This window comes from Chlorogloeopsis fritschii PCC 6912 (assembly GCF_000317285.1).
Taxonomy (GTDB): Bacteria; Cyanobacteriota; Cyanobacteriia; order Cyanobacteriales; family Nostocaceae; genus Chlorogloeopsis; species Chlorogloeopsis fritschii.
Window position 1 is genome coordinate 1 of the sequence record NZ_AJLN01000136.1, and the last position, 14,649, is coordinate 14,649.

Annotated in this window: 11 protein-coding genes; 4 read left to right on the plus strand and 7 right to left on the minus strand. The window is 40.3% G+C overall.

What is annotated here, in order from left to right:
- The 3 genes from UYC_RS0130250 to UYC_RS0130265 all read right to left on the minus strand — a co-directional run.
- Positions 1 to 2,227: TonB-dependent siderophore receptor (locus UYC_RS0130250; RefSeq protein WP_016877896.1), on the minus strand; the 2,227-nt coding region annotated here is incomplete at its 3' end.
- 125 nt (positions 2,228 to 2,352) lie between these two features.
- Positions 2,353 to 3,354, minus strand: coding sequence for a helix-turn-helix transcriptional regulator (locus UYC_RS0130255; protein WP_016877897.1), 1,002 nt, complete (start codon positions 3,352 to 3,354; stop codon positions 2,353 to 2,355).
- Positions 3,355 to 3,628: 274 nt separating this feature from the next.
- Positions 3,629 to 5,419: an L-histidine N(alpha)-methyltransferase gene (locus UYC_RS0130265; protein WP_016877899.1), complete on the minus strand. Its 1,791-nt coding sequence runs from the start codon at positions 5,417 to 5,419 to the stop codon at positions 3,629 to 3,631.
- 514 nt (positions 5,420 to 5,933) lie between these two features.
- On the opposite strand from UYC_RS0130265, the gene UYC_RS0130270 reads away from it, so the two are divergent.
- The 4 genes from UYC_RS0130270 (at position 5,934) to UYC_RS0130285 (ending at position 10,854) form a co-directional block, all read left to right on the plus strand.
- The gene (locus tag UYC_RS0130270; RefSeq protein WP_016877900.1) at positions 5,934 to 6,275 is read left to right on the plus strand and encodes a beta/gamma crystallin-related protein; all 342 of its coding nucleotides are present in this window, start codon (positions 5,934 to 5,936) and stop codon (positions 6,273 to 6,275) included.
- A 356-nt stretch (positions 6,276 to 6,631) separates the two neighbouring features.
- Positions 6,632 to 7,012 carry a hypothetical protein gene (locus UYC_RS0130275; protein ID WP_016877901.1) on the plus strand — a complete coding sequence of 127 codons (381 nt, stop codon included), beginning with the start codon at positions 6,632 to 6,634 and terminating at the stop codon, positions 7,010 to 7,012.
- 232 nt (positions 7,013 to 7,244) lie between these two features.
- Positions 7,245 to 9,464 (plus strand): peptidase domain-containing ABC transporter, encoded by a 2,220-nt coding sequence (locus UYC_RS0130280; protein WP_016877902.1) that lies wholly within the window; start codon positions 7,245 to 7,247, stop codon positions 9,462 to 9,464.
- Entirely contained in the window at positions 9,436 to 10,854 is a 1,419-nt protein-coding gene (locus tag UYC_RS0130285; RefSeq protein WP_016877903.1) for an HlyD family secretion protein, read from the plus strand. The genes UYC_RS0130280 and UYC_RS0130285 overlap by 29 nt, the downstream gene beginning before the upstream one ends.
- 328 nt (positions 10,855 to 11,182) lie before the next feature.
- On the opposite strand, the gene UYC_RS0130290 is transcribed toward UYC_RS0130285, so the two are convergent.
- The 4 genes from UYC_RS0130290 to UYC_RS0130305 form a co-directional block, all read right to left on the minus strand.
- Positions 11,183 to 11,908: a sterol desaturase family protein gene (locus UYC_RS0130290; RefSeq protein ID WP_016877904.1), complete on the minus strand. Its 726-nt coding sequence runs from the start codon at positions 11,906 to 11,908 to the stop codon at positions 11,183 to 11,185.
- Between the two features lie 138 nt (positions 11,909 to 12,046).
- A complete protein-coding gene (locus UYC_RS0130295) occupies positions 12,047 to 13,069 on the minus strand; it encodes an aromatic ring-hydroxylating dioxygenase subunit alpha (RefSeq protein ID WP_016877905.1) in 1,023 nt (340 codons plus the stop codon).
- On the minus strand, positions 13,066 to 13,365 hold the full coding sequence (locus tag UYC_RS0130300) for a 2Fe-2S iron-sulfur cluster binding domain-containing protein (protein WP_016877906.1): 300 nt from the start codon (positions 13,363 to 13,365) through the stop codon (positions 13,066 to 13,068). The genes UYC_RS0130295 and UYC_RS0130300 overlap by 4 nt, the downstream gene beginning before the upstream one ends.
- 228 nt (positions 13,366 to 13,593) lie before the next feature.
- A complete protein-coding gene (locus UYC_RS0130305) occupies positions 13,594 to 14,637 on the minus strand; it encodes an aromatic ring-hydroxylating oxygenase subunit alpha (RefSeq protein ID WP_016877907.1) in 1,044 nt (347 codons plus the stop codon).
- Positions 14,638 to 14,649: the final 12 nt, after the last annotated feature.

Here is a 14,649-nt window from a genome sequence, read left to right on the forward strand (position 1 = left end):
TAATGTTCCATCCTGGTAAAATTTCGCCGCTAATATCCAATTCAATCCCTTGACTTCTCTGCTCTCCAGTTTGAACCGAAAAGTTAGGATTATCAGGATCGTCTGTCGTCACATTCGAGCGCGTCAAATCATAGAAAGCAAGGGTTGCCGAAAGTCGCTCGTTCACATCTGCTTTAATGCCCACTTCATACTGGGTTCCCCGTTCTGGCTGGAATGCTTCTCCAGTAGCAGATATACCGATTGTAGGAGCAAACGATCGCGCGTAACTAGCATACAGGGAAATGGGCGCAATAGGTTGGTAAACAATCCCCACCCGTGGACTAAATGCAGTGTCTGATTGGCTAGTTTCCTCATTCGTAAGTCGATCGGTTTTGCGCTCCTCAAATATATCCACCCGTCCACCTAGTAAAAACTTCAAGTTCTCTGCTAGGGTAATTTGATCTTGGAGGTAAATACCAAGCGTATCTCTAGTTGTAAGGCTATCTGAGCTAAGAATACCAGTAGGAACAGCGGTTTGGTTGTAAACTGGATTGAAAATATCTACCGGGGCGACAGGAATTCCAAATTCAAATGTGACATCTGTGATATTTCGCCTCAAGTCGAAGCCGAAAAGAAGTTGATGGTCAATTGAGCCTGTTCTGAATTTACCCAGCAGGTTTGTATCTAGATAATAAGTATCGTAAAATTGTTTACCAAGGTAAGCTTCGCGATTCAGCGTGCGATTATCATCTGCTAAATCAGTCGGGCCAATATCAGGTGAGTCGTTGAGGTCATCATCATAAAAGGTATAGCGAAATGCGTTGCGCAGTCTCAAGTTTTCATTAAATCGATGCTCGAAGCGATATCCAACTCTACCATTAATGGTTAGGTTGTCTGCTACTGGCCCTGCTGGGCTAAAACTGCGACGTATTCTGCCGTTGGGGTTTGGTAGCACTGTCCCTACTGCTGGTAATCCTTCAGGTTGCTGCCCATTCCGTTCTAAAATGTTGACATCACCTTCTACAGCCAAGTCAGTATTTTTACTTAAGCTAAAACTCAAGCTGGGAGCAATAGAAAGCGTTCTGGCTGTGTTAAAGTCAATAAAACTTTCGTTGCTCCGATAGCCAGCAATAAAGCGGTAGAGAGCCGTTTTAGAATCATTAAATGGCCCTGAAAAATCAATTACTCCCTGGTAATCATTAAAACTACCAATGGTCGCACTTATTTCGTAGAAAGGATCGGGCAATGGCTGTTTAGTAACAAAATTGACAGTGCCACCGATGCCACCAAATCCACTTTCTCCATACAAAACCGAGGCAGGCCCCTTTAACACTTCTAGTCTTTCCACATTGATAAAGCTGCCATCTGAAGTAATTTGTGGATCGGGGAGTCCGTTTACAAGAGCGCCATAAGCCTCGAAGCCTCGGATAGAAAAATAATCTCTAGTTCCACCACCGGAGGCAGTTCCAATTGCGGTTATACCGCTAACGTTTTCCAATCCGTCTGTGATGTTTCTGGCGTTGCGATCGCGCAATACTTCCTGTGGTACTACCTGAATCGATTGGGGAATATCTCGCAATGGCGTATCGGTTCTCGTTCCCACCGAAGTATCTGGTACGCGATAACTGTCTTGTTCCCCCGTCACCACCAACTCAATCGGCTCATCCTGCTGCACCGATGGTTCTTCTTGTGGTGTTTCACTTGCTGGCTGCATAGCAGTTGCCGCAGGTGTCAAACCAAAAATTAAACCCTCATCGCTGTCAAATAACTCAACTGTTGGCAACCCTGCTTCACCAGTCACTGTTACGCGGATAGTATTGGCATTCAGATTTATAACTGCGATCTCAGCAATACCCTCAACTGGTTTTTGGGAACGAAATGTAAAAGCATCGCCATTGGGTAAACGCAGTTGAGCACCAGGAATATCAGCAATAAAGTTATTCCCTTCACTACGATTTGTGATTTGTAGTTTTTCACCAACAGAAGTCTGTAAAATTACTTCCACACCCCGATCTGTAGGATTAGCTTTTACTCCCGTAATTAGCACAATACCGCCTTGGTTCTGAGTATCGGTTGGTGCGGATTGTTGTACCAATATTTGAGCGCTAGTTGCAGGAAGCTCAACTTCGCTCAGTTGAGGAATGTTTTTGTTGACTTGTGAAACATTCTCTCCTTTGGCAGCAGTACTGAACAAAAAAGCGATCGCACTTGTTAGCAGCAGGCTTTGAAACAATTTATCTAATTTCATTTATCCACCTACACTCCCTCACACCACTTGCAGTATTAAGAAAATTTCCTAACTAATCTGGCGGTGTATGTATCATAGGGGATTCAGATTTTCTATTTGAACGCTAGAGGGATTTTTTCTGAACGCTAGAGGGATTTTTGGCAATGTTGAAAATATTGTTTGGGATTCAAGCCAAATTTTTTACGGAAAGCTGAGGCAAAGTAACTGCGACTGTCAAAACCTACCCTCAATGCCACTTCTTCAACCTTCATTTCTCCTAACGCTAAAAGTTGTCTGGCTTTTTCCAGTCGATAGTCGTGCAAATATTTGAACGCAGATGTCCCAAAAACTTGACGAAACCCACGTTTTAATTTGAATTCATTTAGCCCTACTTCTCGCGCTAACTCTATTAGGCTGGGTGGATTTTCTAAATTACTCAGCAAAATATCCTTAGCTTGGTAAATTCTGTCAACATCTCTCAACTTCCTCGCTGGAAAGCTGCGATCGTGTATCTCCTGCTCTTGGAATTGCTGGAAATACAGCGTAATCAATTCCATTGCCTGACTTTCGAGATACATTCGCTTCATTAAACCTTGATAGGGGCATTGTAGAATATTACACAACACTAGCCACATTTGCTGTGTGATTTCCCCTTGATAATAATAAGGTTGTATCTTACCACCAATTACAGCTTGCCGTAGGAAAATTGGTATTTGTTCTAAATCTTCTTCGCCAAAACTTTGAAAAAATTGCTGTGGTTCGATTTTCAGATAAATTCTTGAAAACTTCTCTCCGGCTTTCCACCATTCAGTTTCTTTGATATCGAAGTTACATTCTGAATAATATTTGCCTACTGATTCGTCAGTTTTGTCAGTTAAACCGTGGCGCTCAATTCTCACTTTTCCAGAAAGAAAAAAACTCAACCCAAATTGATAATCATCCAAGCGATCGCGAATGCATACAAGATCGTTAATCAACTCTACCTCATGTATAGAAAGAGATAATCCACCCCGTAACTGTGCACACCAGTCATAGGTATTACAGATATCTGGAATCTTTCTTTGCTCGATAACTTCAAAACCCTGTGATTGATAAGAATTTTGTTCACACAGTTCATCCCAATCTGTGTCTGTAAAAATTTTTGTCATGGTTTAATGATAACTTTTTTCATCATTTAGCTAATATATGGTTAGTACTGAAGCGCTTTTTGAAATGATCCAAAAGGCAAAACCTGTAATGGATGGAATGTTTATGGTTGAGCCCAGTATACTTTATTGTGAAATAGTGCTAATCATAGCGATCGCTTTTGTAATAGACATCGCAGTAAGCTACAACTATCTCTTATTTAAATAAGAAATATTCTTAATTATTGCACGAAGTTGACTATGAGGAAAGTGACTGTGGCTCGTCCCACTTAAACAATTACTTTTGCCGTTGGAGCATCATTACTATAAAACCAGTGCCTTTCTCTTCATGTAAATACATTTCCTCCCCAAGAATGCTGAGGTTGCTTGTTTTAATGAAGTTGTGAAGAGTGCTTTGAAGAAACTTTCGAGACCGATAAAGGCGGATTTTTTCTTGTGGATTTAATATTATATTTTCCTCCTCTGCAAGTATCATGTGAAGTGGTCTGGTGCTTTTATTTTCAAAGAAACAATCGATTTGTATTACCTGACCATAATTCTGCCAATCGTTCGAGGATACCTCAACTGTATAGAAATCATCCCTCTCAATCGGAGTCAGGTTTAGAAAAGCGTTCTGTAGAAGAGCGCTAAATGCAAACTTCCGAAATGAGATATTTTCATACTCTGCTTGAATAGAACTTATTGTTCTCTGGAAATTTCTTGGCTCTAGTTTGTAAGGGTCAATAATCTGAACCTCAAAAAGTAGTAGATCATCATCTCTCATTACTCGCACAATGTTATCAAGAACTTGCTTCGGTTTCTCAACATTAGCGATGGTGTTACCAATAAACCCATACATTATGGGTTGTTCTTGTCCAAATATTTGGGCAATTTGAGCAATCTCTGTCATACCATCTTGAGTTTCAATGTCCCGTTGAATAGCTATGCGACGATGAACTGGTAACTCTTGAACTTTTCCAACAGCTACTCTTAACATTTCACGACTCATATCAACTGGTACATATAAAAAATTGTCACGGGGCTGAGTTTTGCCATCTTCGTTGAAGAAATCCAAGATAATACCTTTATCCTTAGTTCCCTCACCCACGCCAAGACTAACGAAGTTATAGCGCTCCTTATCAACTAAATGAGCAAGTTTTCTGGCATATTGAGGAAATCTTTGAATATTATTTAGCATATGGTAAGCAGGGTCAGAGCAGGCATGATTCCACATTCGAGTGGGGCCTACACCACAGTAAGAATATCCAGACTGAATTCGACGATTTTCTTTGTTTTTCAAGTCAATAATAAAATCATTTAACTTATACAATGGATTTTCACCAACATAAGTTAGTAACCAATTACTTGTAAGTTCAAGCCTAGATACGTTATTTACTAAATCTTTCAAATCATTTGTAAATATTGATTTACTCTCCAGCAATTCTATAATTTTTACTACCAGGGTTTGAGAATCAGTTGATGATTGCCACTCTAAATGTTCAATGCCTTGAAGCTCTTTATGTAGAGGATGGTTAAGCGGTAAAGATATTGATTCTTTAATGTGAATAAGTAAAAGAATTTTGTTGGGTTGAGCATTACACAACTGCCGAACCCGTTTTACTTCTTTCATAATGATGTCTGCTACTGAGTCTTTGGAAACTAGCAGCAGGAAACACTCGTATTGCTCTAGTTCTTCGTCGCTACATTGTAACCAGCTATCAGCTATTAATGCTGCTTGTCCATCTGTCTCCAAAGCTTCATGTAATTGTTGAGCACAAGATGGTGCAGCTTGATTACTGAGATCCCTAATACTGACAATAAACTTTTGTAGGGGTGGTTCGGGAGTGGGGTCAATAGTATTGTCATAGAAGTCAGCAACATCCTCCCATGATAGACCTAACGCTTCACAGATTTTAAAAAAATTCTCTCTAGAAACAGGTTTGCCTTTCAGAAAGCTTTGGACAGTGGCTAGAGCAATTCCTACTGCTTCTGCTAGGTCTATTAGAGTTGCAAAACAACTATGCTCAAGAGCAGATTTAACTTGTTGAATGCATTCATTATGAACTCTAAGTCCTCTTTTGCGTGGCATGGCTGATTGTATATAAAGCTATGCACATTTTAAAACAGCAAGCAAAGTTATTTTGCAAGTCAGTGATAACTCAGTATTAAATAAGAAATTTGAGTTCTCCTTATTTGTAATAATAAGCACATACAATAAACGACATAGCAATACTTAATTCTTTTTCTCGGTAAGCTTTTGTATTCAAAAATACAACCTAAATCTATACATCTAGGAAAGATAGGAGTTGTGTAGGCAGTAATAATTCAATAACAACTCAATCATTTATTAGTTTTAATTTTTCTTTCAATAAAAAATTAAAAAAGATATTTTAGAAATCAGTAATAAGTCAATATAAAGTCATCTATTTCTCAGTTTCATAGTTAATCATTAATCGTCTAAAGTGAAATTAACTTGAAATTAATCAACAAGAATTAATTGCAAGTTAAGCAATAGATTGTTAATCTGACAATTTGTTTTTTAATGATAACAATCTATTTGGTTATCGACAGCAGAACAACTGTAAATTGCAAGGAGAAAAAAGATGAAAGAATTTCAGAATGAACAACTGTTTCAGGAACTTGATAATGAGCTTGCTACTACATATAGTGGAGGTGCTGCATATTTATACCAAGATGCAGGATATCAAGGGCGAAAGCTGACGTTTTATAAAGGGCATAACGACCTCCGTTATTACGATTTCAACGACAAGACCTCCTCTATTAAGATTACAGCGGGCGAAACATGGAGATTTTGGCAGAACATAAACCGCGAAGGTAAATACTTAACACTATCAGGCGGAAGAAAAGGCGCAGAATATAATGCACATCAGTTGAAACAGTGGGGTTTTCATGACAACATTAGTTCTCTCAAACGCATAGCATAGATTTGACTTCTCTGTCCGTTATAGGATTTTTGCTTAGATAGTAAACAGCCTCTGAATATTCATCCATTTCTGAGGCTGTTTAATATCTCAGTTCTCTGTTAAAAATGTCGCGATCGCAACTACTTGATCGCATTGCTGATGTGAACACATCAATAAGCTAGTTACCCAAATTGTCTTTGGTTTATCTAATCAATTTTTACTGAGAGTCCAATATTGGAATATTAAAGTGTGATTACCAAATATACCGTTAAAAGTAACAAACAAATGGATTGTTTAAATTTCACATTATTTGTTGCCGATAACAGTCAATTTGGCTATCAACAGCAGAAAACTTGTAAATTGTAAGGAGAAAGAAGATGAATGAATTTCAGAATGAACAACTGTTTACCGAATTAAATTCCGCAGAAGCATCTGTCATCGAGGGAGGAGCCAGTGTTATTAACAGTAATATCAATTTTGACTTTGCTCTAGATTCAAGACAGTTTGCAGTTACTGCGGCAGATCCCAGAGTTAGTCTTAGGATAGGTTCCCTCACAAGCCGCGGCGATGATGGTGTGTTCACAGCTGCGCTCAAGCGCCGCACAAAAATCGGAACTACTACTGTAGGAAAAGCGAATGTTTCTAGTAATAGTTTCGTCAATTTTGGTTCACAGAAACCGGGTAACTATTTTATTCAGTTCACAGATAAAAAAGACGGCAAGAGGGTTGTCGGCCCAATTCAGATAGTCGTTGCCTGAATATAGGGAAGGCGATCGCTAAGGCTGAATAATGTTTTATAACATTCAGCTTTGCAGCAGAAGTAAACATCAGAATTCAGATCTGAATAACTGAACATCCAGCGCGATTGGGGCATTTGCTCTGAATCGCGCTTCCTCTCCTCTGCCATACATTTCAACTAGCAGTTGCACATTAACCCTCCTTAAGTAGACAGGCGGGGGAAATTTGTTGCAAATAATCAGGTAAAACGCTATGCGCTATCAAACTGTCCTCCAACACAGTGAAGAAGACTGTGGTGCGGCTTGCCTTGCTACAATTGCCAAATACTACGGACGCACCCTTGCTATTAGTCGGCTCCGCGAAGCAATCGGTACGGGAGCGCGAGGAACATCTCTGTTAGGGTTACGACGGGGAGCAGAAACAATAGGATTTAATGCTCGCCAAGTCAAAGCTACTCCTCAACTCATTGACAGACTCAATCAAGCTCCCCTACCCGCCATCATTCACTGGAAAGGCTACCACTGGGTCGTTTTGTACGGGCAAAAAGGGAAAAAGTATGTAATTGCTGATCCTGCTGTAGGCATCCGCTACCTCACTCGTAAGGAATTAGTCGAGGGTTGGGGTAATGGTGTGATGCTGCTGCTGATGCCAGATGACAGCCGCTTTTACGAGCAACCGGAAGATAAAGTTGGTGGTTTTGGACGTTATCTGAAGCGAGTTTTGCCCTATCGCGCCATTCTTGCTCAAGCCATTGCTATCAATATTGCCATCGGACTGCTTTCCCTTGTTTCTCCCTTGATGATGCAACTTCTCACCGATGATGTGCTGGTGCGGGGAGATACCCAACTGTTAACTGTGGTGGCAATTGGAACGATCGCTATGAATTTATTTAGCAGTGCGATCGCTTTAGTCCAGTCTCACTTAATCGGTCACTTTGGTCAACGGCTGCAATTAGGACTAATTCTAGAATACGGGCGACAACTGTTGCGCTTGCCTCTCTCGTATTTTGAAGGGCGACGCAGTGGGGAAGTAGTCAGCCGCATTGCCGATGTCGATCGCATCAATGAGCTAGTTTCCGAAGTTGTCTTGGGTTTACCCAGCCAATTCTTTATCGCCTTGGTTTCTTTGGGTTTTATGCTCTTCTATAGTTGGGGGCTAACTTTAGCTTCCCTGGCTGCCTTTGCGATCGTCACAGGAGTCAACCTGCTGTTTCTCCCTGCCTTACGTACCAAAACCCGTAGCCAAATCGTTTTAGGTACAGAAAACCAAGGCTTTCTCGTCGAAACTTTTCGCGGTGTCCAGGTGCTAAAAACTACCCAAGCCACACCCCAAGCTTGGCAAGAGTATCAAACAAATTACGGTCGGTTGGCTAACTTGGGCTGGAGTACGATGAAACTGGGCCTTTACAGTGGCACAATCACTAGTATTTTTTCCAGTTGCACTAGTGTTGCCTTACTTTGGTTAGGCAGCTACTTGGTAATTAATCGCACCTTAAGCATCGGTCAGTTGCTTGCCTTTAGCGGTATGAGTGGCAACTTTCTTGGCTTTTTGAGTTCAGTCATCGGCTTAGTTGATGAGTTTATTACTGCCCAGATTGTCATCCAACGTCTGACAGAGGTGATTGATGCTACTCCAGAAGACGAAAAAGATTTCAAAAAACCTTGGACAGAAATTCCTGGCAATGCAGATATTACTTGCACTGATCTCAATTTCCACCATGCAGGTAGAGTTGACCTGTTGCAAGATTTTTCCCTCACTATCCCAGGTGGTCAAACCATTGCCTTAATTGGTAAATCCGGCTGTGGTAAAAGCACCCTCGCCAAAATCATGGCTGGCTTATATTCGCTTCAATCTGGCAATATCCGCTATGGAATCTACAATCAGCAAGACCTTTCTTTGGAATGTCTGCGACAACAGGTAGTGTTAGTTCCTCAAGAACCTCATTTCTGGAGTCGCTCAATTATTGAAAACTTCCGCTTTAGCTATCCCCAAATTCAGTTTGAACAAATTGTCACAGCTTGCGAGATTGCTGGTGCAGATGAGTTTATCAGTAAATTACCCGACAAGTATCAAACTGTTTTAGGTGAATTTGGCGCGAATCTCTCTGGCGGTCAAAAGCAGAGATTAGCGATCGCCAGAGCCATTGTTACCGATCCACCCATACTAATTTTAGATGAATCGACTGGCGCTCTCGACCCAGTCAGTGAAGCCCAAGTGCTAGATAGACTGCTGTCTCACCGACTAGGCAAAACCACAATTCTGATTAGTCATCGCCCCAAAGTTATTGGAAGAGCTGATTGGATTGTACTGCTAGAAGAAGGACGTTTGAAAATTCAAGGTACTCCGGCAACTCTGCGCCTTTGCTGTGGCGAACACTTAGACTTCTTAGATGGAGTTGATCCATTAACAAATGGTTTACCCCAATCTTCCAATTTTCCCTCTAATGGCAAATCTACTGCAATTAGCAAATAAAATTATCATGCTTAGTCATTCCAACTCAGACTACCTGCCTCCAATTCAAGACAATGAATTTCTTCCACCAATTGGTCGTTGGACTACTGTAGGCGCACTAGTTATTGTCTGTGCTGTAGGACTAGCCATTCCGATTGCCTCTGTGACTAGATATAAGGTGACAGTCAAAGGACAGGCTACCGTTCGTCCTGCTGGTGAATTGCGACTAGTTCAAGCTGCCACAGAGGGTCAGGTGATGCGCGTCTTTGTTGCAGAAAAACAGGTTGTCAAAAAAGGGGATGTGATTGCCATGATTGACAACTCAAAACTGCAAACCAAAAAGAGCCAACTGCAAAGCAATATTCAACAAAGACGATTACAACTAGTTCAAATCGACGCCCAAATTAGCGCGATCGCTCGCCAAAGGGGAGCCGAAACTGACCGAATTGAGCGTATTGTTGCTGCTGCTGAATTTGAACTCTCGCACCGCAGCCGAGACTATCGGGACAAGCAAATTATTACTACTGCTGATGTCGAAGAAGCCCAGGCAAACGTCAAAGCCGCGATGGCTGGTTTTAGGGCAGCCCAAACCAAACGAAACAGGTACGAAGGTGTAGCCAAAGTGGGAGCTTTGTCGCAAGACCAATTTGAGGAAGCACAATTAGCCGTTCGCCAGCACTCATCAGCTCTTGAGGCAGCTAAAGCCAAATTGCAGCGCGTTCGAGCCGCCCTCAATCCCAGTCATGCAGAAGTTGCGATCGCATCTGAGCGTCTTGCCCAAGAAAAAGCTGCGGGACAAGCCGCGATCGCGACGTTAGATAAAGAACGTCTTGCTCTGATCGGGCAACGGATTGAAATCCAAAAACAGCTAGAGCGCGATACCCATGAATTTCAACAAGTTAATATAGATCTTAGCCAGACAGTGATTACAGCCACAGCCGACGGCATCATCTCCAAGCTCAACCTGCGAAACCCTGGTCAAACTGTAGCTGCGGGGGGGGAGATTGCCCAAATTGTTCCCAGCAATGCTCCTGTGGAGGTGAAGGCGATGGTAGGGCTTCAAGATAGAAACAAGTTGAAACAAGGACAAAACGTACAGATGCGGGTTTCTGCCTGTCCTTATCCAGATTATGGCACTCTCAAGGGTAAAGTGAAGACAATTGCTCCAGATGCAATCGTACCGCAAGGAAATGGTACTACCACCACCCCCATAACAGCCACTAAGCAAAAAACATCTGCTATTAATGCATTCTACGAGATAACGATTGAGCCAGAAAGTCTTTCTCTAGGTCAAAGCAAACATCAATGTGCGATCCGACTAGGAATGGAGGGTACTGTCGATATTATTTCTAGGGAAGAGGCTGTGCTTAAATTCTTCCTTAGGAAAGCAAGGCTGATCGCGGACTGGTGACTTTAGCGACGTTGCTCCCATAGGGTGTTTAGCAATTAATATCCTCATTATGGATCTTGTTTCGAGATACATTCGCTTCATTAAACCTTGATAGGGGCATTGTAGAATATTAGATAACACTAGCCACATTTGCTGTGTGATTTCCCCTTGATGATACTAAGGTTGTGCCTTATCACCAATTACAGCTTGCTGCAGAAAAATCGGTATCTGTTCTAAAGCCTACTGATTAGTCAGTTTTGTCAGTTAAACCGTGGCGCTCAATTCTCACTTTTCCGGAAAGAAAACAACTCAACTCAAATTGATAACCATCTAAGCGATCGCTTGTCAATTAAAAAGGAAAAAATAGTTTTTTAGTTAAGGAAAGATGAGATTGAATACCTAAAGAAGATGGTGCTTGTTCAGGTGCGTGATAAGTTCTATGTAACCTGTCCCAAATTTTCCAGTTTGCCCCATAATTACCAGGAATATGATCACTGGCATGATGCCAAGCATGATCCAAAGGTAAAATTAACCAGGGTGATAACAGTTGATATAAAAATGATTGTGGTTGTGGTGAAATTTTACTATGACGCCATAAATCTAAAGCTGAAGTTAAACTGACACCCAAAATATACCAGCTAGGATCTTGTAGTAAATAAATAAATAACGAGTGAATCCACAAGTAAACAATAAAAAAACTCGTCCACAAAGTATTGCGAGAAGTTCCTAAAACATCTAGTGAGGTTACTGTATGATGGATTTGATGAATAGACCACAGCCATTTAGTATGAAATAGGCGATGATTCCAGTAATATAAGTAATCTACAAAAACAAAGCTGATGATAAAACTAGCAAGAAAATTCAGTTTCAATTCTCCCTGAAAATTTGGTATTAAAAACTGATATAATTGATATACAAAAGTGATTTGAAAAACAGGAACTATTATTCCTTGAAAACACAAACCAATAGTATCTAAAATCCAGTCTTCACGACTCTTGCTTAAAAATATAGTGAGTCTTTTATTGTTTGCTACAGTAAGAGTTAACAAGATGACAAAGACGGCAAAAACTAACATATAAGTTAATAAGTGTTACTTTATACTATTTGAATATTTTCTGCCCGTTATACTATCTTTCAGGTTCTACCTGGGAATTACTTAGAAGTGGCTCTGCCACTTCTTTTTCTAAAGTCTAAGCAAGATTTGGTTTGTCTGCTATACCCAAAATTTCAGATCTACAGACTTATCTGGTAGGGTTCTGGGATCTTCTCCAACAGCAATTTTGTTGCGGATAGATTCAACAAAAATGTGGATGGTGTCAGCGGGCGTGTTAGCAAAATGGCTGCCGTACTTGGCGATCGCCTCCCATTGAATACCCAAAGCCTTCACATCTTGATGAATAATATATTGAGCAGTCCAATGGACAAAGAGTCTTGCAAGTTTGTTCCAAATGCCATAGTTAAAAGTTACATCAGTGTAAACCAAAGTTGAGTCTTCTGTTTCAGGAACTGATTGGCTGGTGATAAATAGCCGTCTGTGTGGTTTCATGTCATACTCAACACTAGTGATATTCGGCATATGAAAGCTATCAGTATGACGAATCTCGTAACCTTTACTGTTGAGAAAGCGCGTAAACCAACCGAGATTAGTAGTTTCATTACGGTATTGTGCAAATACACAACCATTCCGTCTTTCTACAGTCATTTCTAGCTTTTGTTGGCGAGGTGTGCGAAAAACCCCAGGATGAACGCTGGCGGTATGGGGAATATCTATGAAGTTTTCGACACAGTTAGTAACGTTATTGCGGAAGCGGTTAATTACGCGCACCGTCTCCCATGCCGGCTGTTGATAGAAAGGCATTTGGAAAGGTTCAAATTCCTCAGTTGGGTATTGTGCTAGACGCACGTAAATATATCCATCTTGTTCTCTGGTGTCATATTGCAAAGCCCGGCGCGCTTGCGTTACTTGGAAATTTTCTCCTTCAGAGGGTACAGCTATCACCTTGCCAGTTTTGTCGTATATCCAACCGTGGTAAGGACATTGGATTTTTCCTTGACAGACTTTACCTTGAGAAAGACGGCTATTTCTGTGAATGCAGCGATCGCGTAATGCAACAGGTTTACCATCATCCCCGCGAAAAATCACTAACCACTCATCTAAAACTGTACGTTGCAAAACTGTATTTGATTTTAACTGTTTACTCAAAGCAACAATGTACCAAAAATCCTCAAATTTCACTTTTGTTCCCCACAAAGCCTAATCTCAATATCGCTAGTCAATTCGACTTGGCAGGCAAGTCTTGCTTGTTTATTTGCCGATGCAAATATATCTAAAATTTCTTGTTCTTCTTTACTAGGTGGTGGAATATCACCAGCTATCATTACCAGGCAAGTACCACAAATTCCAGTACGACAACCAAATAAAACTGGAGAATTTTCTACAGTGAGATGTTCAGAAAGTTGCTGATGCTTTTCTAATGCGATCGGTTGATAATCTGTTTCTGGGAAGTAAATAATACAGTGTTGTTTATTCATGAATTAAAAAATTAATAATTTTGGGGGTTCTGAATATCATTTTGGAGCCTGTTAACGAGGTTCAATCATATTTTATAAATCGACCACAGATGGACACAGATAAACACAGATAAATCATCCGTGTGCATCTGTTTTTATCTGTGGTTGTTATTAACATAAAATTGAATTTTGTAATCAATCTATGGATTTGATGCGACTCAAAGTGAATTTTTAATTAATTTCGTATTTCTAAGTATCAAATTTTTTTGACCAGATAGATGTTTCTAAACTATTTACATAATTCATATATTTAATCAATGGTTTGTCAATACTAATAATCGCATTAGGATTATAACGAATGTTGTCATAAATCATGCCATCTTCATCTCGCAAAAAATAATAAGCTAGCTTAGTAAGTAATAGTAGTATTCTACTGACAAACCAACCCCAAATTCCTGTTCTTTTTTCAGTTACATAAATAGGTTGAATTCGAGTTCTACCATCTTTAATAGGAGTGTAGGCGTAAATCATGTGTAATGGCGGAACTAACCGCACATTTTTCATGATAGTTAAAAGTCCAATACAGCCATCGGCATATCTCATTGTGTATTCGTAATTATTTCCAAGAATTTTTTGTCCCAGTCTTTCTCTAGGCGTAGTATTAGAAAATTGTCCTCTGAGGGTAAAATCAATAATTTGATTCAATTCATTTTGTTGTAAAAATAATTCCATTTTTATATTTAATTTATGTACGGTTTGCAGATGTTGAGCATCGATACCATTCATCATGCAAATATGGTGATGACAATTCCTTTCAAAGGCTTTGTCATGAATTGTCAAAAGAGATTTACCTTTCAGTTCATCAAATTCAGCAACACCATGAGGAGGATTTACATCTGGATACACCCAAATAAAATCATATTTTTCCTCAGTGGCATAAGCTTGTAGTTTAGCTTTTTCGGGAATATCTGATTGACAAGGAATATGCTGGCATTTTCCTTCACCATCAAATGCCCAATGATGGAAAAAGCAGCGAATTAGATTACCCTCAACTCGTCCAATTCCCAAATCAGTTCCTAAATGCGGACAATAGGCATCTAATGCTCTAACTTTGCTGTCTTCTCCACGAAAAATGACAATTCTCTGTTCATAAATATCTACAGATTTTGCCTTACCTGTTGGCAATTCTCGACTAGGACAAGCAATGTACCAGCCTTTAGCAACAACATCCCAATTGTTGAAGATTTTCATCTTTGATAGGGGTTGTGTATTTTGATTTTGAAACTGGTTCATTTTGCCCTAGCC

Bases quoted from the DNA above. Each gene is read 5' to 3' on its own strand.
- UYC_RS0130290 (WP_016877904.1), bottom strand. From the start codon at position 11,908: ATGTTAGTTTTTGCCGTCTTTGTCATCTTGTTAACTCTTACTGTAGCA.
- UYC_RS0130300 (WP_016877906.1), bottom strand. From the start codon at position 13,365: ATGAATAAACAACACTGTATTATTTACTTCCCAGAAACAGATTATCAA.
- UYC_RS0130275 (WP_016877901.1), top strand. From the start codon at position 6,632: ATGAATGAATTTCAGAATGAACAACTGTTTACCGAATTAAATTCCGCA.
- UYC_RS0130280 (WP_016877902.1), top strand. From the start codon at position 7,245: ATGCGCTATCAAACTGTCCTCCAACACAGTGAAGAAGACTGTGGTGCG.
- UYC_RS0130265 (WP_016877899.1), bottom strand. From the start codon at position 5,419: ATGCCACGCAAAAGAGGACTTAGAGTTCATAATGAATGCATTCAACAA.
- UYC_RS0130285 (WP_016877903.1), top strand. From the start codon at position 9,436: ATGGCAAATCTACTGCAATTAGCAAATAAAATTATCATGCTTAGTCAT.
- UYC_RS0130270 (WP_016877900.1), top strand. From the start codon at position 5,934: ATGAAAGAATTTCAGAATGAACAACTGTTTCAGGAACTTGATAATGAG.
- UYC_RS0130255 (WP_016877897.1), bottom strand. From the start codon at position 3,354: ATGACAAAAATTTTTACAGACACAGATTGGGATGAACTGTGTGAACAA.
- UYC_RS0130305 (WP_016877907.1), bottom strand. From the start codon at position 14,637: ATGAACCAGTTTCAAAATCAAAATACACAACCCCTATCAAAGATGAAA.